Source organism: Microcystis protocystis FBCC-A270 (assembly GCF_050500235.1).
Lineage (GTDB): Bacteria > Cyanobacteriota > Cyanobacteriia > Cyanobacteriales > Microcystaceae > Microcystis > Microcystis ichthyoblabe_A.
Map to the genome: position 1 here is coordinate 2,740,214 of NZ_CP191407.1, position 26,050 is coordinate 2,766,263.

29 protein-coding genes are annotated in these 26,050 nt (G+C 42.3%); 12 read left to right on the forward strand and 17 right to left on the reverse strand.

The annotated features are described in order from the left end of the window. The first annotated feature begins 100 nt into the window (after positions 1 to 100). Both ACQY1X_RS13175 and ACQY1X_RS13180 read left to right on the forward strand, forming a co-directional pair. Positions 101 to 475, forward strand: a complete 375-nt coding sequence (locus tag ACQY1X_RS13175) for a type II toxin-antitoxin system RelE/ParE family toxin (protein WP_002734817.1) — start codon at positions 101 to 103, stop codon at positions 473 to 475. Beyond that, a complete protein-coding gene (locus tag ACQY1X_RS13180) occupies positions 472 to 777 on the forward strand; it encodes a hypothetical protein (RefSeq protein WP_002732780.1) in 306 nt (101 codons plus the stop codon). Before ACQY1X_RS13175 ends, ACQY1X_RS13180 begins: the two co-directional genes overlap by 4 nt. Positions 778 to 980: 203 nt before the next feature. Here the strand turns inward: ACQY1X_RS13180 and ACQY1X_RS13185 are convergent, their stop codons facing one another. From ACQY1X_RS13185 to ACQY1X_RS13200, 4 genes are all read right to left on the reverse strand, one after another. After that, complete coding sequence (locus ACQY1X_RS13185) at positions 981 to 1,385, reverse strand: type II toxin-antitoxin system VapC family toxin (RefSeq protein WP_002750899.1); 405 nt, start codon at positions 1,383 to 1,385, stop codon at positions 981 to 983. Positions 1,386 to 1,391: 6 nt separating this feature from the next. Further along, positions 1,392 to 1,835 carry a hypothetical protein gene (locus ACQY1X_RS13190; protein ID WP_430012910.1) on the reverse strand — a complete coding sequence of 148 codons (444 nt, stop codon included), beginning with the start codon at positions 1,833 to 1,835 and terminating at the stop codon, positions 1,392 to 1,394. 64 nt (positions 1,836 to 1,899) lie between these two features. Beyond that, the gene (locus ACQY1X_RS13195; RefSeq protein ID WP_002733843.1) at positions 1,900 to 2,157 is read right to left on the reverse strand and encodes a hypothetical protein; all 258 of its coding nucleotides are present in this window, start codon (positions 2,155 to 2,157) and stop codon (positions 1,900 to 1,902) included. A 361-nt stretch (positions 2,158 to 2,518) separates the two neighbouring features. After that, complete coding sequence (locus tag ACQY1X_RS13200; protein ID WP_430014770.1) at positions 2,519 to 4,894, reverse strand: ATP-binding response regulator; 2,376 nt, start codon at positions 4,892 to 4,894, stop codon at positions 2,519 to 2,521. 276 nt (positions 4,895 to 5,170) lie between these two features. Between ACQY1X_RS13200 and ACQY1X_RS13205 the strand changes: the two genes are divergently transcribed. The 3 genes from ACQY1X_RS13205 (at position 5,171) to kaiC (ending at position 8,227) form a co-directional block, all read left to right on the forward strand. Then, on the forward strand, positions 5,171 to 6,100 hold the full coding sequence (locus ACQY1X_RS13205; RefSeq protein ID WP_002750903.1) for a circadian clock protein KaiA: 930 nt from the start codon (positions 5,171 to 5,173) through the stop codon (positions 6,098 to 6,100). 56 nt (positions 6,101 to 6,156) lie between these two features. Continuing rightward, positions 6,157 to 6,471, forward strand: coding sequence for a circadian clock protein KaiB (kaiB, locus tag ACQY1X_RS13210; protein WP_002733742.1), 315 nt, complete (start codon positions 6,157 to 6,159; stop codon positions 6,469 to 6,471). Positions 6,472 to 6,664: 193 nt separating this feature from the next. Next, positions 6,665 to 8,227 carry a circadian clock protein KaiC gene (gene kaiC / locus ACQY1X_RS13215; RefSeq protein WP_002743493.1) on the forward strand — a complete coding sequence of 521 codons (1,563 nt, stop codon included), beginning with the start codon at positions 6,665 to 6,667 and terminating at the stop codon, positions 8,225 to 8,227. Positions 8,228 to 8,248: 21 nt separating this feature from the next. Here kaiC and ACQY1X_RS13220 read toward each other — a convergent pair whose 3' ends face one another. From ACQY1X_RS13220 to ACQY1X_RS13245, 6 genes are all read right to left on the reverse strand, one after another. Beyond that, on the reverse strand, positions 8,249 to 9,244 hold the full coding sequence (locus tag ACQY1X_RS13220) for a lysylphosphatidylglycerol synthase transmembrane domain-containing protein (RefSeq protein ID WP_430012912.1): 996 nt from the start codon (positions 9,242 to 9,244) through the stop codon (positions 8,249 to 8,251). A 63-nt stretch (positions 9,245 to 9,307) separates the two neighbouring features. After that, a complete protein-coding gene (locus ACQY1X_RS13225) occupies positions 9,308 to 10,405 on the reverse strand; it encodes a sulfotransferase family protein (RefSeq protein WP_430014771.1) in 1,098 nt (365 codons plus the stop codon). A gap of 5 nt (positions 10,406 to 10,410) precedes the next feature. Further along, entirely contained in the window at positions 10,411 to 11,799 is a 1,389-nt protein-coding gene (locus ACQY1X_RS13230; RefSeq protein WP_430012914.1) for an aspartate aminotransferase family protein, read from the reverse strand. Positions 11,800 to 12,183: 384 nt separating this feature from the next. Further along, complete coding sequence (locus ACQY1X_RS13235; protein ID WP_002800416.1) at positions 12,184 to 12,417, reverse strand: photosystem I reaction center subunit IV; 234 nt, start codon at positions 12,415 to 12,417, stop codon at positions 12,184 to 12,186. A 79-nt stretch (positions 12,418 to 12,496) separates the two neighbouring features. Beyond that, positions 12,497 to 13,126 carry a DUF6391 domain-containing protein gene (locus tag ACQY1X_RS13240; RefSeq protein ID WP_002732841.1) on the reverse strand — a complete coding sequence of 210 codons (630 nt, stop codon included), beginning with the start codon at positions 13,124 to 13,126 and terminating at the stop codon, positions 12,497 to 12,499. A 222-nt stretch (positions 13,127 to 13,348) separates the two neighbouring features. Beyond that, complete coding sequence (locus tag ACQY1X_RS13245) at positions 13,349 to 14,050, reverse strand: 16S rRNA (uracil(1498)-N(3))-methyltransferase (protein ID WP_430014772.1); 702 nt, start codon at positions 14,048 to 14,050, stop codon at positions 13,349 to 13,351. 128 nt (positions 14,051 to 14,178) lie between these two features. Between ACQY1X_RS13245 and ACQY1X_RS13250 the strand changes: the two genes are divergently transcribed. From ACQY1X_RS13250 to ACQY1X_RS13270, 5 genes are all read left to right on the forward strand, one after another. After that, positions 14,179 to 14,505 (forward strand): hypothetical protein, encoded by a 327-nt coding sequence (locus ACQY1X_RS13250; RefSeq protein ID WP_016514887.1) that lies wholly within the window; start codon positions 14,179 to 14,181, stop codon positions 14,503 to 14,505. A 101-nt stretch (positions 14,506 to 14,606) separates the two neighbouring features. Continuing rightward, complete coding sequence (locus ACQY1X_RS13255; protein WP_002775280.1) at positions 14,607 to 15,014, forward strand: hypothetical protein; 408 nt, start codon at positions 14,607 to 14,609, stop codon at positions 15,012 to 15,014. An 80-nt stretch (positions 15,015 to 15,094) separates the two neighbouring features. Then, complete coding sequence (locus ACQY1X_RS13260; protein WP_430012916.1) at positions 15,095 to 15,262, forward strand: hypothetical protein; 168 nt, start codon at positions 15,095 to 15,097, stop codon at positions 15,260 to 15,262. Positions 15,263 to 15,271: 9 nt separating this feature from the next. Continuing rightward, a complete protein-coding gene (locus ACQY1X_RS13265; protein ID WP_430012917.1) occupies positions 15,272 to 17,212 on the forward strand; it encodes an AAA family ATPase in 1,941 nt (646 codons plus the stop codon). Next, positions 17,212 to 17,619, forward strand: a complete 408-nt coding sequence (locus ACQY1X_RS13270; RefSeq protein WP_430012918.1) for a hypothetical protein — start codon at positions 17,212 to 17,214, stop codon at positions 17,617 to 17,619. The genes ACQY1X_RS13265 and ACQY1X_RS13270 overlap by 1 nt, the downstream gene beginning before the upstream one ends. Positions 17,620 to 17,661: 42 nt before the next feature. Here ACQY1X_RS13270 and ACQY1X_RS13275 read toward each other — a convergent pair whose 3' ends face one another. From ACQY1X_RS13275 to argS, 4 genes are all read right to left on the reverse strand, one after another. Beyond that, on the reverse strand, positions 17,662 to 17,913 hold the full coding sequence (locus ACQY1X_RS13275) for a hypothetical protein (protein ID WP_002750923.1): 252 nt from the start codon (positions 17,911 to 17,913) through the stop codon (positions 17,662 to 17,664). A gap of 4 nt (positions 17,914 to 17,917) precedes the next feature. Beyond that, entirely contained in the window at positions 17,918 to 18,676 is a 759-nt protein-coding gene (locus ACQY1X_RS13280; protein ID WP_103112535.1) for a hypothetical protein, read from the reverse strand. 30 nt (positions 18,677 to 18,706) lie between these two features. Then, complete coding sequence (locus tag ACQY1X_RS13285) at positions 18,707 to 19,099, reverse strand: Mo-dependent nitrogenase C-terminal domain-containing protein (protein ID WP_002750927.1); 393 nt, start codon at positions 19,097 to 19,099, stop codon at positions 18,707 to 18,709. Between the two features lie 565 nt (positions 19,100 to 19,664). Beyond that, positions 19,665 to 21,422: an arginine--tRNA ligase gene (argS, locus tag ACQY1X_RS13290; RefSeq protein ID WP_430014773.1), complete on the reverse strand. Its 1,758-nt coding sequence runs from the start codon at positions 21,420 to 21,422 to the stop codon at positions 19,665 to 19,667. A gap of 305 nt (positions 21,423 to 21,727) precedes the next feature. On the opposite strand from argS, the gene ACQY1X_RS13295 reads away from it, so the two are divergent. Continuing rightward, complete coding sequence (locus ACQY1X_RS13295; RefSeq protein ID WP_002743455.1) at positions 21,728 to 21,982, forward strand: type II toxin-antitoxin system HicB family antitoxin; 255 nt, start codon at positions 21,728 to 21,730, stop codon at positions 21,980 to 21,982. Positions 21,983 to 21,985: 3 nt separating this feature from the next. Then, positions 21,986 to 22,204, forward strand: coding sequence for a type II toxin-antitoxin system HicA family toxin (locus tag ACQY1X_RS13300; RefSeq protein WP_287234614.1), 219 nt, complete (start codon positions 21,986 to 21,988; stop codon positions 22,202 to 22,204). 22 nt (positions 22,205 to 22,226) lie between these two features. Here the strand turns inward: ACQY1X_RS13300 and ispF are convergent, their stop codons facing one another. The 3 genes from ispF to secA all read right to left on the reverse strand — a co-directional run bounded on the left by ispF (position 22,227) and on the right by secA (position 25,922). Continuing rightward, positions 22,227 to 22,706: a 2-C-methyl-D-erythritol 2,4-cyclodiphosphate synthase gene (gene ispF, locus ACQY1X_RS13305; protein WP_430014774.1), complete on the reverse strand. Its 480-nt coding sequence runs from the start codon at positions 22,704 to 22,706 to the stop codon at positions 22,227 to 22,229. Then, positions 22,703 to 22,870, reverse strand: a complete 168-nt coding sequence (locus tag ACQY1X_RS13310; RefSeq protein ID WP_187602907.1) for a hypothetical protein — start codon at positions 22,868 to 22,870, stop codon at positions 22,703 to 22,705. The genes ispF and ACQY1X_RS13310 overlap by 4 nt, the downstream gene beginning before the upstream one ends. Positions 22,871 to 23,108: 238 nt before the next feature. Next, positions 23,109 to 25,922: a preprotein translocase subunit SecA gene (secA, locus tag ACQY1X_RS13315; protein ID WP_430014775.1), complete on the reverse strand. Its 2,814-nt coding sequence runs from the start codon at positions 25,920 to 25,922 to the stop codon at positions 23,109 to 23,111. Between the last annotated feature and the right edge of the window lie 128 nt (positions 25,923 to 26,050).

Consider the following 26,050-nt stretch of genomic DNA (forward strand, 5'->3'; position numbering starts at 1 on the left):
GGGGTTTTGCTCACGGAAACATCAGCTTTTGGGGAACTCGATACTTGACACTATTTAATTTATCATTTGTTAGAAACCTCACATATATAAAAGCTTTAATATGCCAAAAATACAACTTATTTTTTACCAAGATGAAAGAGGTAATATACCAATTATAGAATGGCTTGATAGTCTTCCTGGCAAAGCTCAAAACAAATGCTTTATCAAATTACAAAGACTGGCAGAACTAGGATATGAATTACGCAGACCAGAAGCAGACTTTTTGCGGGACAAAATTTATGAATTGAGAGTTAATTTTAAAGGAATAAATTATAGAATTCTTTATTTCTTTTATAAAAACAAAGCTGTGGTCATTTCTCATGGTATAATTAAAGAAAAAGAAGTTCTACCACTGGAAATCGAGCAAGCAATTAAAAACAAAGCTAAATTTGAAAAAAATCCCGAATTACACACCTATTTTCAGGAGTTGATATGAATACACACCAAACGACAGCCGATGGCTTACAAATTCTTTACCAACGTTATTATGCTAATAATCCAGAACGTCAATTAGAATTAGAAAAGGCTCGTATTGATGACGAAGTAGCCAGAAAAATATTTAAGATTAAGGAAACACATCATCTTTCAACAAAAGCTTTAGCAGAATTAATTAATACTGATGAATCTATTATTGAAGCCTTAGAAAATGCTGACTATGAAGGAAACTCTTTTTTGTTGCTAAATCTCATCGCTACAGCCCTAAAAATAAAGGTTAAATTTGAATTAGTTTCAGCCTAATTGTTTCAGTAATAAGATTTGACATTTCCCCGACCCGCTCCACCTCCTCAAGGAGGGGAAATCAAGGATATAATAGTATTAAGCTGTAGCGCATTTAAACTGGGTATTAGGATGTTATAAAGCAAACTGCGAAACTCACTCTCTCCCTGCTCCCCCGCAACCTCAAATACCAATTTAAATGATGAACAGCTTATCTCCCTAAATCATCGCAGCCAATTTTCTACGGTTAATCTCTGAACTCTCAGCATATCTGAGTCATCAGAAATGAGGATGAGATTATGGCTAATAGCTGTTGCTGCAATGAGAATATCAGCCATTTGTATGGGGGTTCCTTTGCGCCTTAAATCAGCACAAATTGCTGCGGCTTCATGGACAATTTCCATTGTATCTAATAACAATACTCTTAAATCAGTGCGGCACAAATCCTGAAATCTTGCTAACTTATTCGTTGCTTTAACTGCTAATAATCCAGCCTCAGTTTCTAAATAGGTAATACAGCTTATAAAAACATCATTTCCTTGTAGTCTTACTTCACTTAATTTCTCAACAACTACTTGGTTGTCTTTGAGAATAGCTGTGACGATGTTAGTATCGAGTAGATAACCCACGACTATTTAATATTTTTGTCTAAAACTTGCGATCACTGCGTCAAACTCTGCCATTTGTTCCGCAGTTAAATCCTTCAGCATTCCCGCCATTGCTTGTACTCCCAAAACTTCCCTAATTTTCTGAGTTAGATTTTCATCGGACATCATTTCTAATTCTGAAGAAGAAAAATTTTGGCTTAGTAACTTCATTAAATACGCAACCATTTCGTCTCTATTTAAATCTTCTAATAAGCTCTCATTCTTGATAAAATAATCAATAATTGAGGCGACGCGATGAACGAGCCTAGCCTGAATTTTATCCTCGACCAGATCTGATTGAATAGAGAGTTGAGACATCTTTTCCTCCTTGAGACTGGTGTAGTGAGTTTTTTTAGTTATTATAACAATTTTCTCTCGCACTGCTAAATCGGCACTCGCACCGATACTGTCACTACTAGGGAGTGATACCATCGTTAATCTTCATCTCTCAACCAATAACCCCCGCAGCAATCTTTGTCAATCTGGTAATCACCATTTAATTGATCCCCGTAATATGTTGTAAAATCGTATCTAATTTTTGGTTAATCTCATCACGAAACTCTTCAAAATTCGATTGAAGCCGATCAACTTTATCTTCAAGATGATCAATTTCCTCATAGATCCGATCAAAACTCCGGTTTAGCTCTCTTCCTGTCACTTGGGTATCTTCCAGACGCTCCAGGCGCCGATTAAGACTCCTCAATTGACGCTCCACTTCATAATTTTTATCGTTCGGTTCCTGAGCTTGTGGCATAGGGAAAATCGTTGAATGAGAATGTCTTAACTCAATTATATGTTAACTTATTGACTAAATAAAGGATTCTACTTCTCTTAAATCAGCTTCTAGGGTGTGTTAGGCGCGTATTTAAAGGAAATTTGTTAATAATTAAATTATGATCGCGCCGTGACGCACCATCTTAATTTGTAGGGTGCGTTAATGTTCTCGGTTCTTCTCTTTTTCTCACCTAACGGCTGGTCGATTTTTTTGAGAAAATTGAGTTAATAATCTCTAGGTTGAGTTAAGGTTTGTAGTTACGCTTTAGCGCCAACTTCTGGGGAAAATCGGGCTAGAGCATCGACATTGCTTGTATTCCCAAGACTTGCCTGACTTGCCTTTACTGTTCTTTGTGGCGAGAAAAAGCCAGATCAGCAGTCTCGATCACCTTTAATAGCTGTTCGACGCGGTTTTCCGTTGGGGGGGCCAAACAGGGAAAAACGGCTAAACCGGGGATTTGATTGGCTACCTCGGTGACAGCCACATCAAGGGTGACTAGGGGTAAATTAGCGAGGGTTTCCGACTCGCTCAAGGTTTGCAGATAAGAGTATAAATCTTCTGCGATCGAACTATCAATTAAGATAGCGTCCACCTCCCAGACAGTAGCTAAAAGTTCCGCCTGTTCGCAACTATCGGCCTCGATAAAACGATAATTCTCCCGAACTAATTGATTATTCCAAATCCAGCTAAAGGAAGATAAATCGGAGAAATTGGGGGCATAATGACCGTGTAAACGCAGCAGAGTCGGAGCAGTGCGCCGTTTGCGGCTAGGAACGGGGGAAACGGTCAGATTTAAGCAAGCTTGCAGCGCAGCCGAGGTGATCGGCGGAACCAGAAAACTATCGGCCCCTTGCTGTTGACTGCGGTTGCGCTCGGAATCGGCGGCGGTGACAATAACTTTTATATCTTTGGTTTGGGGATGGGATTTCAGCAGCGTTAACACATCCCAACCGGACAAGAGGGGTAGATTGGGATTGAGAAAAACACAACGGGGTTTTAACTGCCGGGCTTTTTCGATCGCCTCAGTGCCGCTACGGGCGATAATGGCTTTTAATCCCAATTCACTCAAGCGATCGACAAACTGTTCGATCACTTGGGGATTAGCTTCCACCACCAACACCAGACGCTGGGGAGTAGCGGACTCCTGCTCGGCACCTTGGGGATGAACCGGCAGTAGTAAAGTAAATTCACTACCTTCCCGGGCCCTGGAGACAAAGGATAGATCGCCACCGTGACAGCGTGCTAATTTTTGGCTGAGGACTAAACCTAAACCTGCGCCCTCAAATTGACGGGTGAAAGGACTTTCTAGCTGTTGGAATTTCTGAAAAATCAGATGCTGGGATTCTTCCGGAATACCGATCCCCGTTTCCCAGACGGTAAAAGCCAGCCAATTTTCCCAACGATTGACTTTAATGCCCAAATTACCGCCATCAACGGTAAATTTTACCGCATTATCTAACAAATGCACTAACATCTGTTGTAAACGGGTTTCATCGGCCAGGACATAATCTAACCCCGATTCGATGTCAAGACGATAGCTGCTGGGGAGATCAAGACGTTGGGGATACTTATCGACGATGATATCGTACACCCGTTGACAGAGGCGATTGATTTTGACTCTAGATAAAGTTAATTGTAGTTGTCCTGTCTCTAGGCGGGTTAAATCGAGGAGATCATTGACCAGAGCCATCAACTGGCGACCGCTGCGATAGATTAAATCGGCATATTTGGACTGTCGGGGGTTAAGTTCACCGATTTTTTGTTCCCGGAGCAGACTGGAGAGACCGATAACGGCGGTGAGGGGCGATTTAAACTCATGGCTAACACAGGCGAGAAATTCATCCTTAAGACGATTTAAATGGACTAGATCGGCATTTTTAACCGCTAATTCCTGACAATATTGCTGTTGTTCGGTGATATCGGTGGCTAACAGTAACCACAGTTCTGAAGCTTTCTCGATCAAAGGATAATTATCCGTTAAATTTAACGGCACGGACAACAGGCGCCAAGTCTTGGTTAAACCCGATGTCACTGTTTCTAGACGCTGGGGAAACAGGGGGGGAGTGGGGGATGGGAGGGTTAGGGGGTCATTAACCAAAGCAAAGGGAGATTTATCAATATTAGCGGGGAAAGCTGCCCCGATTTGTTGACACCAAGCCTGATTTTGGTATAAAATCCCTGCTTCTGGACTGTAGAGCAGCACCGGCAGCGGTAATTGTTCCAGAAATTCCAGAGGATGATCGCTGCGGGGGGGGGTAATGCGATCGCTGATGCGGAGCCGCGGGGGGGGATCATCGAGAATCGAACGCCCGAGACAAAATTGGAGAAGTTTGCCCGTGTCTAAGCGTCCTAACAGTTTCCCCTGAGCATCGACTAAAATAGGGGCTTTTGCGATCGCTTCTCCCGTCAGGGTGGCCAGAAATTCACTCACGGCCATGCGCGAGTTAAGAGGGATAATTGGACGCAGCCAACCGCTCAGATCCAGACAGTTGGGGGAGGGGTTTCTGGTTTCGGGGTACTGCTGTTGATAGAGGAGGTAAGCGATCAGGGCTTGACTCTCAATCAGTCCTAGGGGACAATACCTCTCATCCACCACCACGATCGCTTCTGGATTGCCGATGTTAATTAAATCTAAAAGACTAGCCCTGTCAATAATTAATTCACAGGCAGTGACGGATTGATTAAAGTGATGGAGACTGAGGGTAACGCTAGGCATGGGGATAATTGGAGGGGCGGTGGCGGTAACTTTAGGGCATAATTAACAAACTGATGGCCAAACTATTAGTCGTCCTAGAACTTGAATTTATCTTGATTATGACGCTCGCTCATCTAGAGAACCGCTCCATTGATTACAATTAACTACGATACCCACTGCCAAAAAGCAAAGTTAACCTTTAACTTCCCTTAGCTGATGGCGGGGGGTTGTCTTCTCAACAGAGAAAGCCTAACCTATTGTTTGTCAATTTCTATCTACCTTGCGGGTGAGAAAACGTTGCCTCCGAGACTGACTATTTATGCTTTTGTCCCAACGGACTCACCCTTAACGGGGGTGAGTTCACCTCTGGGGCTGGTTAATTCTTTGACGGCTTTATTGGCTAATGAACGGTATAATCTAACCCTGGGGTCATCTTCTAGCGAACTATTGGCTAATATCGAGGCAGAGAAGGAAAAAATCGATTGTTTGCTGGTGGTCTTTCATCCTTCCCTACAGCCGACTTTTAATCAACTCTACGAAGGGGGGATTTTACTGCCAGTAGTGATCATTGTCGCTGACAAGAACATCGCTCCTGAGATGAATGACTCTCCCACCTGTCTCTATCATAGTGCCGAATTACAAATCACCGTCAAGGAATTAGACAGCATCACCTCGGTCATCGACCAAGCGATCGCTCGATTTCTCCATTTAGCTCCTAATTGCTCTTTTTCCGAGCGTACTACGATTGTTAACCAACCGAATCCCGTGGAAAATAATCACAGTTTTCTCCTCCTACAACAGCGCCGTTTAGCAGAAAAATTAAAAGAAAGACTCGGCTATTTAGGTGTTTACTACAAACGCAACCCGCAGCTATTCTATCGCAATCTTGCCCCGGAGGAAAAAAAAGAATTACTGCGGGAATTAAGAAGAGATTATCGGGAGATTATTTTAAATTACTTCCAACAGGATTATCCGATTAATCAAGCGATCGATGAGTTGGTTAATAATGTCTTTTTTACCGATCTCTCAGTGTCGCAAATTCTGGAAATTCACATGGAGTTAATGGACGAATTTTCCCAACAGTTAAAATTAGAAGGCAGAAGTGAGGAAATTCTCCTAGATTATCGTCTCGCTCTCATTGATATCCTTGCTCACTTGGGGGAAATGTATCGTCGTTCCATACCTCGCGAGGATATCCCTTATGATTTATTATTGGGAATAGACTAAAATCTCCCCAATAAATAACAATAAACTCCTATCCCCAGCCCCTTTGATCTTAACCTATGAGCGTCTTTAAAAAAACCTATGTTTTAAAACTGTACGTCGCCGGGAACACCCCCAACTCCGTGCGTGCCTTAAAAACCCTGAAAAATATCCTAGAAGAGGAATTTCAGGGAGTGTATGCGCTCAAGGTGATTGACGTGCTGAAAAACCCGCAACTAGCGGAGGAAGACAAGATTCTCGCTACTCCTACCCTTGCGAAAGTCCTCCCTCCCCCGGTGCGGAAAATTATCGGTGATTTGTCCGATCGAGAGAAGGTTCTGATCGGTTTAGACTTACTATACGAGGAAATTCGTGAACGAGAAAATGATAGCTAGGTCTTTGTCCATAGTTGATTAGACGGGTTATATTGATTGAAGAAGAAATGATCGGGGCTTAATATAGTACCTCTATGGGAAAGTCAAGAGTCAATGGAAATCGAGATAGTGTAAAGTGTTTAGTCAGGCTTGATATGTTTCTGTGGAAAAATTAGATAAAAATCCTACTCTTTAAATACTCGCTGGATAAATAATGACTCAATCTAACTCTAATAGCCAATCGAATCCACCGATTAAACCGAAAGGTGTTCGCAAAATTAGAACCCTAATTGAAGGTTTTGATGAGATCACTCACGGTGGTTTACCCATGGGGAGAACTACCTTAGTTAGTGGCACTTCTGGCACGGGAAAAACCCTGCTTGCTGTGCAATTTCTCTACCATGGGATCAAGTATTTTGACTATCCGGGCCTGTTTGTTACTTTTGAAGAATCTCCCACCGATATTATCCAAAATGCCTATAGTTTTGGTTGGGATTTAGAAGAATTAATTGACCAGGGTAAATTATTTATTCTCGATGCTTCCCCGGATCCGGAAGGTCAAGAGGTGGTGGGTAGTTTTGATCTTTCGGCCTTAATCGAGCGCATTCAATACGCAATTACCAAATATAAAGCCAAACTGGTATCAATTGACTCTGTAACTGCCGTTTTTCAGCAGTACGAAGCGGCATCAGTGGTGCGGCGAGAAATTTTTCGGCTCGTGGCCCGGTTAAAATTATTAGAAGTGACTTCAATTATGACCACGGAACGTATCGAAGAATACGGAGCGGTGGCCCGTTTTGGTGTAGAGGAATTTGTCTCTGATAATGTGGTAATTATGCGGAACGTGCTAGAGGGAGAAAGGCGACGCAGAACCGCAGAAATCCTCAAATTACGGGGAACAACCCACATGAAGGGGGAATATCCCTTTACTATCACCAATGATGGCATTAATATCTTCCCCCTCGGTGCGATGCGTTTAACTCAGCGCTCTTCTAATGTCCGCATTTCTTCGGGAGTAAAAACCCTTGATGATATGTGTGGAGGCGGTTTTTTCAAGGATTCGATTATTTTGGCCACAGGAGCAACAGGTACGGGTAAAACTCTCTTAGTCAGTAAATTTCTGGAAGAAGGCTGTAGGCGCGGTGAGCGGGCGATTTTGTTCGCTTATGAAGAATCTCGCGCTCAATTGTCCCGAAATGCTTCTTCTTGGGGGATCGATTTTGAGGAGATGGAACGCAAGGGATTATTAAAATTGTTGTGTTCTTACCCGGAATCGGCGGGATTGGAAGACCATTTACAGATGATTAAGTCGGAAATCTCGGAATTTAAACCCTCCCGCATTGCCATCGATTCTCTATCGGCGCTCGCTCGCGGGGTGACAAATAATGCTTTTCGGCAATTTGTGATCGGGGTGACGGGATACGCCAAACAGGAGGAAATTACGGGATTTTTCACCAATACCACCGACCAATTTATGGGAGCGCACTCGATCACTGAATCCCATATTTCTACGATTACCGACACGATTTTAATGTTGCAGTATGTGGAAATTCGTGGCGAAATGTCGCGAGCGATTAACGTCTTTAAGATGCGCGGTTCTTGGCACGATAAAGGCATTCGTGAATATACTATCAGTCAGGATGGGGCGGATATCAAGGATTCTTTCCGCAATTACGAGCGGATTATTAGTGGTTCTCCGACTAAAATTAGCGTCGATGAAAAGACTGAATTATCGCGGATTGTTCGCAATGTACGCGAAAAATTACAGGATGAATAATCGGGAGTTGACTGATGGAGATTATTTTGAAGAGCGATCGGGTAAAGTCGGTCTTAGGGAAAATAACCACCAGATCAATAAACCTAATATAATCCAGAGAATATCTTTAACCCGGCGAATTACAGAAATCGCTAAACCTAATTCTAGACTGCCGGTTAAGGAAGCACTCAGCAGCACTAAAGAACCTTCTAAAGTACCGATATTAGCGGGAATAAAAAAGGTTCCAGCGCGTACCAATTGGGCAACAGAATCAAATAACCAAGCATCGGCAAAACTGATCGGATGTTGGAGAAACTGCATTAAAACATAGATTTCTAAAACTCCGAGGGGCCAATTGAGAAAACCGACGATCAAGCCATTTCTAAATAGGGGCAGATTCCGGTAAAATTCTCCTAAACGATCATCGACACTGCGAAGATTTTCTAAAGGTTTGGCTAGGCGATCGCCTAAAAAAGAATGACCTAATCGATTAACTATTCGGGAGGATAAACGGAATCGCTGAATCAAGAAAAATATCAGAATACAACTGGAGAATATAGCGAGACTTAATCCAGTAAAAGTTTTAAAAGAATTAGAAAATTTTGGGGAAGCTAGGAGCAGAAAAAAACCGATAATTGCAAAGAAGACAAGGGAAACAGTATTTAACGTTTTTGTCAGAATAATCGAGGCACTGGTTTCTTTATAGCTAATCTGATAGTGAGTTTTTAACATCACTGCTTTAAAACCTTCTCCTCCCAACGAAGCGAAGGGAGTCACGCGATTAAAGGCTGCCCCTACCATGTAAATTAATAATAGGCGAATTGTCCATCTAGGTTGGATAGGAATACTTTTAAAAGTTAGTTGCCAAGTAAAAACATCGGTGAGAAATTCTAGGAAGTAAAAAATAATCACTAATGTCATTCCCCACCAACCGACTAGGGTGATTTGTTGCCAAACTTCTTGCAGATTTGTTTGGCGCAAAATTACCCCTAGTAAAACAAAACCTAAACCCAGAAAGATAAATTTAAGATATTTCATATTAAATTATGAGTTATGAGTTATGACTGATAACTGATAACTGATAACTGAAAAAGCTGATAACTAAAAATAATTCCAACGTTGAATAAATGGCAGCCAATGGGATTCGACTAACTCGATCGCTTTTGCATCTGGGGGATAATTATTTTTTTTATATCCTTGCAGACTGGCGATATATTTCTCAAAGCGAGGCATAGCTATTTTTAAGTCGGGAAGTTGCAGTTGATCGTAAATTTTCTCGATTTGTGCTAGGGGGTCTTTTTCTAAATCTTCAAAACGAATTTCTACAAAACTATCGGCGGGTAAATCGGCACTATCTCGCAGGAGAGAATTGATCATTGGGGGATAACTTTTCAGAATCGCTTGCTCGATGACATCAATAGATAAATTATCGTAGGGTTGCAGTGCTAGTTCCGGTAGGATGCGGGTGAAAAAGTGGCGGGTTGAGGGAAAAACTAGATAGGGATTGCGGTAGATATGAATAAATTTAGCATCGGGCCAGATAGCTCGCAATCTGGCGATGTGTGCCGTATAAACGGGGTTTTTGAGTAGTAATTGTTTGCCTTTTTGATGGATGGAAACTTTTTTTAATAGATGAGTATGCCAACGCTGCCAAGTGGCGATTTCTTTCTCGCTGCAGCCTTGAAAAAAAACCCCTCGATCGAAATGATACTGAAAACGTTGGGGAAAGTATAAACCATGGTAGTAGGAAAGGGGGATCATACTGGCCAGGGCGATCGAGTCTTCTTGGGGGGAATCGGGAGTAACAGCGACGTTATCCACATGGCGATCGCTAGGTAGGGCCAATTCTAGCAGCGGTTGAAATAAGCGGACGATACCGAGGATATCCCAGGGTAATCCCACCGCTAGGGGTGAAATATAGCCAAAATGCTCCGATTGACCGAGTAAATTGTGCAGATGGGTCGTGCCGCTGCGCCAATAGCCGACAATAAAAATGGGTGCTTTTACCTGCACGCGGCGCTCATAAAACCCTGTCATTAAAATTCGTTCTAGGGTAGAAAAAGGCAGTCGCGCTAGGGTAACTGCCAGCGCCAGGGTTGCTGGGGCCAAATTGGGGCGATCGATGCCGCCATTAGTCAAAAATAAACGTAATAGGGTACTAAGATTACTACCGCAGAGGGGATGAAACAAACTGGACATATTAACTATTTTTTGGCGGTTTTTTGGCGGATAGCTTGACTGGCCAAGGTTTTGCCGAATTCCCAAGCGGCCCCTGGGAAGCGATGTGCATCAGCGACCACATCTTTAACGGCGGTGACAAGCCAACGGCAATCCTCATCGGAGAGGGTGAGGGGGGGGATAAACTTGATGATATTCATGCCGTGGCCGGAAACCTGGGAGAGGATTTGATGACGGGTAAAGAGGGGAACGACGATTAACTGGGAAAATAGCCCTTTATTGGCGGTTTCTAGCATTTTCCAGGCGGCTTTTAGTGACCAACTGCTCGGCTCGGCAAATTCCAAGGCGATCATCATACCCAATCCCCGCACTTCCTGCAAACATTCGTACTGATCTACGAGGGGCTGCAGTTCTGCGATAATTTGTTGACCGATCAAAGCCGATCGCTCGACTAATTTTTCCTCCTCAATCACCTGTAAAGTGGCAATACCGGCGGCCATGGCCAGATTATTTTTACCAAAAGTGCTACCGTGAACCACAGAACGATCCATGCGATCGAATACTTTATCAAAGATCCAGCGACGACAGAGAACCGCTCCCACTGGCACAAAACCACCCGAAAGAGCCTTGGCAACACATAAAATGTCCGGTTCTACCCCCCAATGTTCCACTGCCCAAATTTTGCCGGTCCGGCCCAAACCGGTCTGCACTTCATCGGCCACAAAAAGAGTGCCATAACGACGACAAAGGGCCGCCGCCGCCGGGAGATAGTTCGGTTCGGGAATTCTCACCCCGTGACCTTGGATCGGTTCGGTAATAAAAGCCGCTACGTCTTGGTTAATTAGAGCTTTTTCGAGTGCGGTCAGATCGCCGAAGGGTATTTCCTTAAAATCGGCGACAAATGGTCCAAATCCCTGGCGATAATGGGGATCGCCGGTGGCGGAAAGGGAACCCATGGTTAACCCGTGGTAGCCTCCCTGACAGTAAACAATTTGGCTGCGTCCGGTGGCGTAGCGGCTGAATTTAATGGCGGCCTCGACAGTTTCTGTGCCGGAATTAGCAAAGAAAACTCGTTCCAATCCGGGAGGGGCGATCGCTGCTAACCGTTCCGCCAGCAATCCCGCTAGGATAGAAGCATCCAATTGGACTAAATTGGGCAATGCTGCCGTCAATACTTCTTGTAAAGTTTGCACGATCTTGGGGTGATTGCGTCCGAGAGCGAAAACACCAAAACCACTCAGTAAGTCCAGATACTTTTCCCCCTGATTGTCGAATAGGTACGGACCTTCAGCTTTAACGTAGTGGCGATCGTAGCCGATCGTTTTTAGTACCCTAACCATCTGGGGGTTTAGGTATTGTTCGTGGAGGGCAAAGTTCTCTTCTAGTCTTTTTTCTATCAGTTCTAAAATGCTCATAAATTCCAGATTTGATGACTGAAAAAATATTTTTCAAACACCTCAAAACCGATTATGTTGACAGCACATTATCATATTTTTTGGTTATTTAATATTATAAATTATTGAATGTATTTTGTCAAGTATTTAAGAACTTATCTAGGACAATTAAACTAATTCACTCTTGTTGGCTAAAGGTTAAAGCGACTTTTAGATAATTTATTAGTCAGTTTTTATATGGTTGGGGCGCAAGCGATGCGCCCAAAATGTAATATCAGTAAACTGTTTACTGTTCACTGATAACTGATTACTGATAACTGATTACTGATAGCTATAAAAAAACCGACCAACAAGAGAGAATTCCTGTCAGTCAGTCGGTGATGATAGGCTGAATTTTAGTCAGCTTTATTTCTTAGCGGGGGCAGCCTTAACGAGTTCCAATTCACTTTCAGCGAAGTTATTGGTATTCAGTCCACCAGCGCTACCACTAAAACCGTGGTAGTTAACAGTGTTAAAACGGACGATAACGGGATAGAGGATACCACTTTTGTCAACACTGGCTACGGTTCCTACATCGTTGTACCAGTAAGACTCTTTCCGTTTGACTCTAACTTCGGCTCCGCGTTCGATTCCAGGCATAGCTGTTGTTTTTTTTTAAGGGTTTAGTTAACAGGTTACAATCAGAGCGAGTTTGCCGAAAGGGTTTTTACTTTAAGTTTTATTGCAAATCTTGCCACTCCACTGCCACGAAATGCCCCGAACGTCCCCATAGGTCTGCCTTTGGTGCAATGTTAACGATTGTTAAGTTAAAGGGAATAGCCGTAGTCAGGTATTTTTGGGCCGACATTCCCACATCTGGCCCGATTTGAAAAGCGGTGGCAGTGGCTAAACCTAAGCCTAATAACTGAGAAATCGGACCTCTGGGGAAGATAAGATGAGTTCCTAAGACTAAGCCGGCGGTTAAGGCTAAAGTTACCGATAAATTGGTGCCACAACGCGGATGTAATGCCAATTGCCCCTCGCCATTTTTGAGACGACGGAGCGCCTGTTTGGCCGCAATTTGCAGTTCATTTGTATTAATCTGTCCGTAGAGATAAAAACCCCTATCGGTGGACAGTCCCCCCAGGGCCTCGTTATCTGCGGGGGAATGGTCAAAAGGCGATTGACGACGGGCAGCCATTTCGCTTAATACCCAGACGGTGGCGTGTTCCAAAGCGTGAACCTGTCGCAGGGTGAGAAATTCTTTGACACCGGGGATAAAGCCGATTTGTGCCAGTAAATCGCTGTCTTGCTGGGGCGAGGGGTTAAACCAGTCAAAAGAGGGGTTAGAAGGGCTACTAGAGGTCATAAAGTTGCGCTAGGGCGAGTTTTTTCGAGGAATATGAGGGTGCTATCGGGTTGCAAGGCGGTATCCCAGTCGGTGTCTTTAATGGGAATTGACCAGGGTGGTTTCGACAAAAAAGGGAAAATCTGACCACCGGGGAACTGCTGCTAGTTCTTGCTTTGGGTAAGAAGCGAAAGGATTTCAGTTATCTCGATTGCTAGTCTTGGTCATAAAAACTGTAGTCAATTAGCTGTCTAAATAGGCGTTAATGATAGCGAGAGCCACTAAGGGAGCGGTAATTGTTCTCAAAATGCGTTTTCCCAGTGATACAGGTAGAAAATCAGCGGCGATTGCTTGTTCTATTTCTGCCTCCGTCCATCCCCCTTCCGGTCCGATGGCCATGGTTATCTCGGTTGATGTTTGCAATTGAGAAAGTAGCGGGGCCACTGTTCTACGCGTAACACCAATATAACAAGTTGTCTGTGGGTTAGCTCCCCGCTTAAGGATGGCTAAAAATGGCTGTGGTTCTTCGATTATGGGAATAATCTGTCTTTCTGATTGTTCTACAGCTTCCAGGGCAATTTTTCGCCAACGGTCAATTTTTTGAGGACTAGGATTGACTAAACCGCGTTCTGTCAGCAGCGGGATAATCCGATAAACTCCTAATTCGGTGGCAGCGCGAACGATATCATCAAAGCCATTTTTGGGAATTGCTACCATTAAATTCACTTGTACTGGTAGTTCGCTAGTTTCGTTTATCGCTTCTAAAAGATGGGCAGAATTATCAATTATTTCCGCTAACCACGCTTGTCCTTGTCCATTTAGGGCAATAAAACGGTCATGGGATTTTAAACGAACAACTTTTTTAAGATAATGACTTTGTTCGGGTGTTAAGGCAATTAACCCGTTTTCTAGGGTATTAAAATCGAGAAGAAGACGATAATACAAGGCGGTTTAGTATATATTGCTATTGTGTTCAGAATCACTGTCAGCTATCTATTTTAGCTTTTATGGTGTTTTTGTGTAGGGTAGATTAGCCTAAAACCTTGATCATTAACAAACACGGGAATTGATTAATGAATTTACTAGGCATCGTTTTATACTCTTTTACTGGGGTGCTTTTGTTGGGGTTAGCTGTAGCTATCTGGTGGTTGGTCGATACCCTATCTTTATCCCCCACTAAACCGAAAAGAGCTACTTCTAAAAATAATCGTCAAAATTTGCCAATCAGTCAGCAGCAACTTTTCTACTTAGAAAGAGAACTTTTAACCCTCGTGAATGGAGATAAAGCTTTAGCGACTAGATTACTTTTAAGTATTAGATTGAGAAATCCCCAACGTAGTAAAAGCTGGTGTTATGAAAAAGTTATTTATGATCTAAAACGAGATCGAGGAGGAATTTAAATTGCCACTACAACAATTAGACTTATTAGAAGAATACCGTAGTGATCGCCATAATCTCATTGCCGATTTTTATCTACCTTGTTTAGATTGGTACCCGATTGGTGCGTCAGGGAAAAAGAATCGCTCGCTCTAGTTCCTTAGACAGCGATCGAGTTGTGTTATTATCACAGTTGTCTTCGGGAAATACTGACGCATTAGTGACAGTAAAATGTATTGATGAGAGAGTTGATATAACACAAGTCAGTCCAGGAATTATCCTCGCTGCTGATGCTTCTCCTCGTCAATTTATTCAACGTCGCAGCAAAATTATCCCGGCAGCTGGTGGCCAAGAAAAAAGCAACTTGAATCGATGTCTTAACCCTTGGAGCGATAGTGAGGTAAAATTAATTACATCGGAGATCAAAAGAGTTATTGATTTTGCCCGGGCAGCCAGCAATCAAGCTACAGTTATTAACAGATTAGTCCAAGAATTAAGTTACTATGGTCTTACCTACTCAGATCTGTTATAAAATTTCTCCTCATCAAGGTATCTATTGGCCAATAGGAATTAAGACTTGACAATACCCACTCCCCAACCCACAAAAAATTCATGGACATAACTGCTAAAATTGAAGAACTGGCACAAAAATATGAGATACCTCCCCAACTGCTAAAGGAAGCCATGGCTTTAGAAGTAGGAAAAATTACTCTAAAAAATCGGCGGCTATCACCTAAAATTGTCGAACTTATCGAAAAATATACCGACTCCTCACAATAAATAAACTCTATGACTTTGAGACTGAAACAAATTCGCTTAACTAATTGGAAATGTTACCCTAGTCAAAATATTACTTTTAACCTGCATCCCGACAGAAAAATTCAGATTATTTTTGGTAATAATGGCCACGGTAAAACTTCTCTGATGACAGCGATTTTATGGTGTCTCTATGGGGTAGATATTGTATCTAAAGAGACTCTGAAAACCTATTTTTATAGAGGTAAGGATGATTCTTCACCGGCAAGAGAAATGCGGGTAGAATTAAATTTTACTAGAAACGAGAAAAATTACTTTATCAGTCGCACAGCGAAATTAAACGTTAATGGTAGCACTTCTTCTCTCAGCTTAGAGGAAGCATTATTTTATGAAGATGGAACCATAAGAAGTAACTCTAGGGAATATATCGAAGCATTGCTTCCTAAATCTATTCGAGATTTTTTCTGTTTTGATGGCTTAAAAATTGAACAATATACCCAGATAACTCAAACTAAAGAAGCAAAAGAAGCAATTGAAAAAGTTTTAGGTATCCCGGAATTAAGAAACCTGCGCGATGATACAGAAAAAGCCTTACAAGACTTAGAAACCCGTTTAAATAAAGCCAAGGGAACCAGTCAAACTTTTAAAGATAAGCTGCAACAATTGCGAGAATTAGAAGAAGAAATTGATCTGCAACAAGGTCAGCGTAAAAATGCTAAAGATGAGGAAAAAAATGCTAAAATTATCCATCATGATGCTCAAGACAAGGCCGCTCAGATTGAAAGTTTACGAGAAAAACTAGAGGAAATTCATAACTTAGAGAAAAAGCGTATCGGGTTACAAACTCAGTTAAATAACCTACAAAAGTCTATTGATTCTTGGTTAAAAAAAGCTTCGATACCTTTGCTGATTAACTTTGTGCAGGAAATGGCCGATGATTTGCAAGTTACTAGCTTAAAAAGCAACTATAAAACTAATTCTACAGCAATTTTTAAAGCAATACTTGACGACGAAAGCTGTCTATGTGGTCGTTGTTTAGATAAAAGTTCTCGTGATTTTATACTTCAACAAATTGCCGAACTAGAGTCCTTAGAAGTGGACAACACCACCAGAATAGAAAAAGATCAAATTAGAATTGATTTACAGGGAATTATCCGAGATAATGCCAAATTTAGCAATTATAGTCAATTGCTTTTGCAAAGAGATCTTTTAGAAGAAGAAATCGAAGAAATTAATCAAGATATGAGACAGCTAAAACAGGAAACCACGGGAATAAATCAAGACTCGGTTAGGGATATTTGGCGAAAAGTTGACGAATCGGAACAAAAAGTTAAGGAGATTGAAGAAAAGATCGAACGCTTGCAAAAGGACATTGAAATCAAAGAAAAGCAATTAGAAAATTTACGCAAAGAAGTGGAAATTTTAGCTAGTGAAAATCAAACCACACTGATGTTATCTAATCAGGTTAAAATGGCCAGAGGTTTAAAAAATGCCACTAACGAATTAATCGAATGGCATATCGATAATTCTCAAAAAATGATTAATCAAGTAACCAGCGATCGCTATTTACAAGTAACCAACAAACCAGAGGAATATAAAGGAGTAGAAATCACTCCCGAATATACTTTAGGAATCCGTACCATCACGGGAAAATTATTAAATCCCGATGTCTTAAGTGCGGGAGAAAAGGAAGCTTTAGCTTTTGCTTTTATCACTGGTTTAAATCAAATAACCGATAATTGTGTTCCCCTAATTATGGATACACCTTTTGGCCATTTAGACAAAGAACATCAAAAAAATATTATTAACTCTCTCCCTAATTTAAACTCCCAAGTGATTATTCTAGCTACCGATCGCGATCTTCCCGATCCACTTTTAAATCTGCTGCTCCCCTACACTACTGATATTTTTAAAATACACCGTTTAGCTGCCGATAAAGATGCTTCCGTGATTGAAGTGATGGAGAGTTACTAATGCAGAGAATCGATTCCAGTTTGAAGATTTATGCCTCGGAAACTTCCAGAAATTATCTACAGGTACTAAAAGATAATAAAACCTTTGAGCGCATGGTAGATGCTTATTTATTCGCCGCTGCTTTTGCCATTAAACAAGACTTCAGTATCTACGGAACCACTTTGAGCAATCGACAAGATTTAATTAATATTAGCCAAATCGAGCCAGAAGTTATTTTAGCTTTAACTGCCGGAATTTATATTATCTGTAAAAAGAATTCCTATCCTCAACCCAGCGATGGCAAAGAAATTTTAGATAAGATCTGTCAATACGCAGAAGTGGGATTAAGGGAATTAAAAGAACGCTGGCAAGGCAAAGTCAGCAATCAAATCCAAGCTGACATTGAGAGAATTATCAATAATCTCTAAAATTCTCCCTATCTAACTATCTTTTTTAGGGATAACGACAAATTAGATTCTTTCCACACTGCCAAAAAAGACGGGTTCCACGCGAATAGCAACGATACTAGCTGGACGTAAAACCATATATTCCCCTTGAATATTTCTGATCGGAACATTGATAAAATCCCTGGAATCGGCTTTCGGAACTAATTCGTTACTGTACCACTTTTGAAATTCTTGGATAGTCAAAAAACGGACTTCCTCGCGATGTCCACTGCTCAAGAACAAATGTACAGCGTACTCGTCAGCTTTTCTACTCATTTTTTTAACTAATCAGATTGAATTTTTGTAATAAAGTTGCCATTAAAGGCGGAAAAGTGAGACGCAATTCGCTCAGATCCGAGAAGATTAATTTTTGGTAGCTTGGCAGGTCAAAAGCTAGTTTACCCTTTAATTCCGCCCGATTTTGATAGGTTAGCAGAATTTGTCCGCCCTGTTTACAAGCGATCGCATAACCTAATTCTACACCCACTAGGGGACTGGGCAGTAATTCCGTTTCCTTTTGGCTAATCGCCGTAGCATCGGCAATAAATAATAAACTTTTGCGAATTTTGCGTAATTGACTATCACTCAACCGGGTGACATTGCCCTCAGTTCGAGGCGTTTCTTCCATAGTTAAGGGCAAACGGGAGCGTTTATTGAGATTTTCGACGGTTTCGGTCAAAACTGTTTTTAAAGCGGTGCTAGAGTCCTTAAATTGGCTTTGGGAGCTAAAATAAATGACGGGATCCAACCAAGCGCTGAGGTCCTGTTTAGTAAAGTAAATTTCTTGGGAAATCAGGTCAATATTCGAGATGACGTAACCGCCACTACCTTCGAGGTAAAATTCCACCCTTTCCCCTTCTAAATAGCGTTGGAACCAGACAGAACCCTGTATTGTCAGACTATCATCGAGAAAATCGGCTCTTAAACCCGATTTTAAGAGACTATTGCGACTTAAGCGCAAGTCGTGGGGACGTTTGACAACCTCGCGGATAGGTTCGTATTTGTCCAGATACCAAGCTTTCAGAGCGATGATGGCCATAGGTGTGGCGATTAAAGACACTCTCCTATTTTAGCAGTAAGCACCGATATCCTCTCCACATTCATCGGCCAGGTAAGAAAGAGCGCGAAATCTTAACATCATCAGGTTTTCGTAGAGGGGATTTAGCTTGCAAAGGGGGGGAATCTCTAGAATTGTCCAGCTAAATAGGTTAATTTTCCGCGCAAAGGGACATTGAGCCGGAATTAGACGACAAATCCTGTGAGCTAGTTCAGGTGTATTGATTTCTAGGCGATCAATTCGTTGCCGCAGGGGTTGCCATAAATCCCATTTTGGTTGCGGTGACGGATTTTTCCGATTGCCTTTCGACCAAGGGGCGATCCAATTAGAGACAATTATTTTATTTGTGGTATAATCTGATACATCAGCATCGGCCATAGCTTTATCTTCAATTGATTGACTCATAAGGTTCTATCTGAGATTACGACAGGGCAAATGCTCTTTCCCGAAAATCCTCTAGGACGTTCGGACATTTGACCGCTTTAACGATAACATCTCTGGGATAAAATTACTCGTTAAGACTACACAGGAACGCTGGGGCTGCGGAGAGGAAATCTGAACTTTTGTACTAATTCCCGATCTCCGAGTTATCACCTGAAAGCTAATAGGCAACAGACGACAATAAGATAACGTCATGAGTCAGTTTAACTAGATTAATCTCTAAGCTTCCCCCAAAGATATTGGCTCTGATTAGAGCTATATCTAGGTTAGCAAAAAGTCGGGTTTTTTCACGTCAGCATAGTACACTTTTTCTGGGTATAAAATAGCACCCAGTTTTGTCAAGGATACGCAATGCAAGGGGTGTAGGGTGTAGGGTGTAGGGTGTAGGGTGTAGGGTGTAGGGTGTGGGGTGTGGGGTGTGGGAATTATGAATTATCAATTATGAATTATCAATTATCAATTATGAATTATCAATTATGAATTGGGTCGTTTTTTGCTGTCAACTGATAACTGATAACTGATAACTGATTTACATTCTTTCCAAAACGGGAATTCCCAGGAGAGATAAGCCTAATTTTAGGGTTCTTGCCGTTAAATCACACAAAACTAAACGAGAGGTTTTAATCGGTTCTGCTGCTTTCAGAACGGGACAATTTTCGTAGAAACGATTATACTTTTTACTGAGTTCATAAAGATAATCACATAAACGATTGGGTAATAAATCCTCTTCCACGGCACTAATTACTTCCGGCAGTTGCAGTAATTGTTTAGCCAGAATTAATTCGCTTTCATCCTTGAGAATTAGCGGTGAATTGGCACTTAAATCCTGAAAATTAATACCACCTTCGCGACTGATACTCTGGACCCTAGCGTAAGCGTACAGCATATAAGGGGCGGTGTTGCCTTGCAGATTGAGCATTTTGTCGTAACTGAAAACGTAGTTACTATTGCGATTTTGGCTGAGATCGGCGTATTTAACGGCACTTAAACCGACAGTTTCGGCAGTCTTAGCGATAAAATCGCCAGTTTCTTCTCTTTCCTCGCTTGCCAGTCTTTTTTCTAAGTCAGCTAGGGAATAGGCGATCGCTTGATCGAGTAATTCTTGTAATTTTACCGTCTCCCCGGAACGAGTTTTTAATTTTTTACCATCTTCCCCTAAAACTAATCCAAAAGCGACGTGAACCACTGCCACATTATCGGGTAAAAATCCCGCTTTTTTAGCCACCTGAAATACTTGGGCAAAATGGTTAGCTTGTCCAGCATCGGTAACATAAATTATTCTTTCGGCCTTATCTTCACGCACTCGATAACAAATTGCCGCTAAATCGGTGGTAGCGTAATTATAACCGCCGTCGGATTTCTTGACAATTAGGGGCAGAGGATCCCCCTCTTTGTTGGTAAAACCATCGAGAAAGACGCATAAAGCGCCGTTGTCTTCTGTTAGCAATCCCTGTTGATCTAATTCTCTGATTACTGTCTCAAGGTAGGGATTATAAAAAGATTCCCCCCTTTCGGTTAGTTTTATATCGAGAATATCATAGATTTTCTGAAATTCCCGTCGTGATTGTTGACAAAGTAACTGCCATGCTTGACGACTTTGAGGATCACCTGACTGTAATTTTACTACGGCTTGACGGGCAGTTTCTTTAAAGTTTTCGTCTTCATCAAAACGAATTTTAGCCTTTTTATAAAAGCTAACTAAATCCCCTAAATCAAGAGCATCTGCTTGGGTTAAAGCACTAGGATAAGCTTCTTGTAGATAGGTGATTAACATCCCGAATTGAGTACCCCAATCCCCGACGTGATTAAGACGAATTACTTGATGATGACGAAATTCCAAAATCCGAGCAATACAATCACCAATTATAGTCGATCGCAAGTGACCGACGTGCATTTCTTTAGCAATATTGGGACTGGAAAAATCGACAATAATTTTTTGACTGGGGTTAGCAGTGGCAACTCCTAAACGGTTGTCAGTAATTAGGTCTTTTAATTGGGTTTCTAGATAACTGGGTTTAAGGGTAAGATTGATAAAACCAGGTCCGGCAATTTCGGGGGGTTGACAGAGATCATCTATCTCTAGATTTTTTAGTAAAGTTGTCGCCACTTCCCGCGGTTTTTGTTTTAATTCTTTGGCTAAAGAGAGGGAAATATTACATTGATAATCGCCAAAACGGGGGTTACTAGCGGCGACAATTAGAGGATCGGTAGCGGCAAAGTTTTCCCCAAAGGATTTAACTAGGGATTGGGAAAAACGCTCTTTTATTTGTTGGATAATGGCAGTCATAGAGAGAATTTAGCAGTTAGGGATTAGACAAAAATTGAGAAGGAATCAATTAGCTTCCTAGCAGTGACCAGATTATGGGTCGAATTAGCTACTGAAGATGCCGATTGATGGTATTCTTTCAAGACCTTTTTGCTCATCTTTTGTGGTGTATTCATTATAGTTTCGAGCCAACGAGATTAACAATCCAGATAACTTGGGTGATTGACCATCTTACCTGATCATAATCTGAAGGCGAATCCAATGCAGCTGGCTGCTGGGAAACATTTGCTTTAATATAGTAAGTAAGCTTTACCAATAGTACAACCATGTTAGCCAGTTATATTGATCAAGCGATGGCATTAGCTCGATACGAAATCATTGAAGAAGATGGCACTTATTGGGGTGAAATTCCACCCCTTCAGGGAGTTTGGGCAAATCACGCCAATCTAGAAGATTGCCAGCAAGAATTGCGCGAAGCTTTAAGCGATTGGATTGCTTTGCGTCTGTGTTTAGGTTTGCCGATTCCAGTGTTAGCAGGAATAGATCTTAATCTCCTTCCTCAACCCATGTCTTCAATTTAAGATATGTCTAAATTAACCGCCGTATCATGGCTTAATCTAGTTCAAAGACTACGAGAACTTGGGTTTGACGGTCCCTACGCTGGGGGTAAACACCCTCAAATGCGTCGGGATAATTTAACGATAATTATCCCCAATCCCCATCAAGGAGAAATAGGGGTAGGACTGTTAAAACGCATTCTCAATCAAGCGGGTATTACCAGAGAAGAATGGCTGGGAAAATAGCAGGGAAAACACCGCATTTAACCTACTGCTTAACCAATAAAACCACGGCATAAACTGCGATACCTTCTTCTCGTCCTACCGGTCCCAATTGTTCGTTAGTAGTGGCTTTAATTCCCAGCTGTTCCGGATTAATCTTGAGAGTTTCTGCTAACTTGGCTCGCATCGCGCTGAGGTGGGGTTTCATTTTCGGTTTTTCGGCAACAATTACCGAATCAATATTATTAATCTGCCAACCTTTATCGATAATTAATTGATTAACTTGTTCTAATAATTTTAAACTATTCGCCCCTTGCCATTGTGGGTCTGTGGGGGGAAAATAATGACCGATATCGCCTAAACTAAGCGCACCCAGCATGGCATCCATAATAGCATGGGTTAAGACATCGGCATCACTGTGACCCAATAAACCGACAGTATGGGCAATTTCTACTCCTCCTAAAATTAAAGGTCTTCCTGTTACTAATCGGTGGATATCGTAGCCGTTACCAATACGAATATTCATAGAGCAGTCCTCATTGTCGGTGTTTCTGCAAATGTGAGATGCACCCAAATTGCGGTAGAATTTTCTTGGGGATAATCTCCTAAATTCTGACTATCCACTGCCGATTGCCGCAAAGGATAGCCATTTATTCTATCAGAATGAGAAGATATTAAATATGATAACACTTGTGACTATATTTTTCACTGCCTTGCTGGCAGTTACGGATTTTACTTACCAAGTTTTGATTCATTTTCCCATACAAATCCTCAATTCTTTGGGGTCGTTGCTGTCCTATGGAGTAATCGGACTGATAATTTTAGTCCTAGTGTGGATTGTAGGTGACTGATTTCTCGGTAGAAAAAAATGAGAGAATCAGCCTTAGCCAATTCTCCCCAATTTAAACCAACCTTTAATTTTTACTGTTCACTCACTAGCCACTGCTTGGGGTTGTCCTTGCGGTTGGAATTGGAACAGGGAATAAACCACGTTACGACGGATATCAATCATCATTTCTAAAAACATCTCGTAGCCTTCCTGTTTATACTCAATTAGGGGGTCTTTTTGACCGTAACCGCGTAAACCAATCGACTCGCGTAAAGCTTCCATAGCTTGCAGGTGTTCGCGCCATAACATATCGATTTGTTGCAGGATAAAATAACGTTCGGCATCGCGCATGAAACCGGCGCGAATATTATCCACTTGACGTTCTTTAATTTCGTAGGCTTTGCGAACTTCTTCGTGTAGGAACATCTTGATATCATTAACACTCATCTCCTCGATATCTTTAGCGGTAATATCTGCCAACAGATAGACAAATTCCTGAGATTTACTAATCAGTTTTTCTAAATCCCATTCTTCTGCCGGCAGTTCGGGATTAATATAAGCCATGACGATTTCATCCATGGTTTTTTCGGCGTATTGCAGCACCTGTTCTTTTAGGTCCATCCCCTCCAAAACCCGACGACGTTCGGCATAAATAGCGCGCCGTTGATTATTCATCACCTCGTCGTATTCAAACACCTGTTTCCGGGCATCATAATAGAAGGTTTCCACTTTTCTTTGCGCTCCTTCCAGGGAACGAGTTAACATTCCCGACTCAATGGGCATATCTTCTTCCACCCGGAAGGCATCCATTAAACCGGCCACGCGGTCGCCCCCAAAAATCCGCAATAAATTGTCTTCTAGGCTTAAAAAGAAGCGTGTGGAACCGGGGTCGCCCTGTCTGCCCGCCCGGCCTCGCAATTGGTTGTCAATGCGGCGGGATTCGTGGCGTTCCGTCCCGATAACGTGCAGTCCGCCCCTTTCTACTACCTCATCGTGTTCTTTGCCTGTGTAATCTTCATAACTTTTGCGAATTAATTTATAGACTTCCCGTAACTTTTGAATAACCGGGTCATCCGTGGGGGCTTTTTCGGCTGCGATAGCGATTTTTTCTTCTACTTCTAATTCGGGTAAACTTTGAGTTCCGTGGGTATCAACGGCAAATTTAACCGCTTCTTTCAGGGCATTTTCTACCTCTTTCGGTAACTCGGTGGGAAAAATTTCCGCCGAGGCGCGCCAGTTTTTTTTCTTCTTACCCGGGGCGAATCCTTGGGGGCGATTGCGTTCTCCTAAACTGGGTAAACTAAAGGCCAAATTGTCATCCTCGGGCATAACTAATTTCGGCATTAAATACTCGCGAATTTTCAATCGGGCCATATAATCGGAGTTACCACCGAGGATGATATCGGTTCCCCGTCCCGCCATATTCGTAGCAATAGTTACGGCCCCGGCCCGGCCTGCTTGGGCGACGATTTCCGATTCCCTTTCCACGTTTTCCGGACGAGCATTAAGTAAGTTATGGGGAATCTTTCTTCCCTGTAATAACAGCGAAAGCACTTCTGATTTTTCCACACTGGTAGTACCGACTAAAACCGGGCGACCCTGTTCGTGCATTTGTTGACATTCTTCGGCGACGGCGTTCCATTTTGCCTGTTCATTTTTATAGACCACATCGGCTAAATCTTGCCGACGAGAAACGCGGTTAGTGGGAACAATTGTTACTTGCAGGTTATAGACTTTTTCTAGTTCCGTTTCTTCGGTTTTGGCCGTCCCAGTCATGCCAGATAATTTCGGATAGAGTAGGAAAAAGTTTTGATAGGTAATCGTGGCTAAGGTTTGGGTTTCCTGTTGAATTTCCACCCCTTCCTTAGCTTCCACTGCCTGATGTAAACCATCGCCCCAACGTCGCCCCGGTAATACCCGTCCCGTGAACTCATCAACGATAACAATTTCACCACTGCGGACGATATAGTTAACGTCTTTTTTCTGGAGTTCTTTGGCACGAATAGCGTTAGAAATATAGTGCGCCCAGGGATTTTCTTGGTCGTATAAATCAGTAACTCCTAATAGTTCTTCCGCTCTTTTAAAGCCTTCATCGGTCATTAAAACGTTACGGTCTTTTTCGTTAACTTCGTAGTCTCCCGGTCCGTCTTCTACTTTTTGGCGCACTAATTGCTTGGCGATTTCGGCGGCGAGAATATATTTTTCTGTGGGTCGATCGATCGGTCCTGATATAATTAATGGAGTTCTGGCCTCATCAATAAGAATGGAGTCCACTTCGTCGATAACGCAGTAGTTAAAGGGTCTTTGGACAACTTCCCCCATCACTGTAGCCATGTTATCGCGCAGATAATCAAAGCCGAGTTCGCTGTTAGTGGTGTAGGTGATGTCACAGGCATAATTTTTCTTTCTTTCTTCCGGACTCATGCCGGCTTGAATTAGTCCCACACTTAACCCTAAAAAGCGGTGTACCTGCCCCATCCATTCCGCGTCACGACGGGCGAGATAATCGTTAACGGTGACGACGTGAACCCCTTTTCCGGTCAATCCATTCAAATAAGCGGGGAGAGTGGCAACCAGGGTTTTTCCTTCCCCGGTTTTCATCTCGGCGATTTGTCCTTTGTGCAGTACCATTCCCCCCAATAACTGCACGTCAAAGTGACGCATCCCTAAGACTCGGATTCCCGCTTCCCGGACAATGGCGAAAGCTTCGGGGAGGATTTCCTCGAGAATCTCCTCTCTTTCGTCATAATTTCTCGCTTTGTCTAATCTTTCCTTAAATTCGCCAGTTTTGCCCCTTAATTCCTCATCGGACAGGTTTTTAATGTCTTCTTCCAGCAGGTTGATTTCGGTGACGAGGGGCTGAAATTTTTTAATTTTGCGGGCGTTGGGATCTCCGAGTAGGGCTTTTAACATAGCAGTTTTTATTCTCTCGCTTCGATTGGCTCTTGGTCTGTGGTGTTAACAATTGTATCACTCTCGTTGGGAGTAGAGAGTCATTTATCGCTGAAAAGGGACTCTTGCCAGTGGGCAAAAATTAAGTT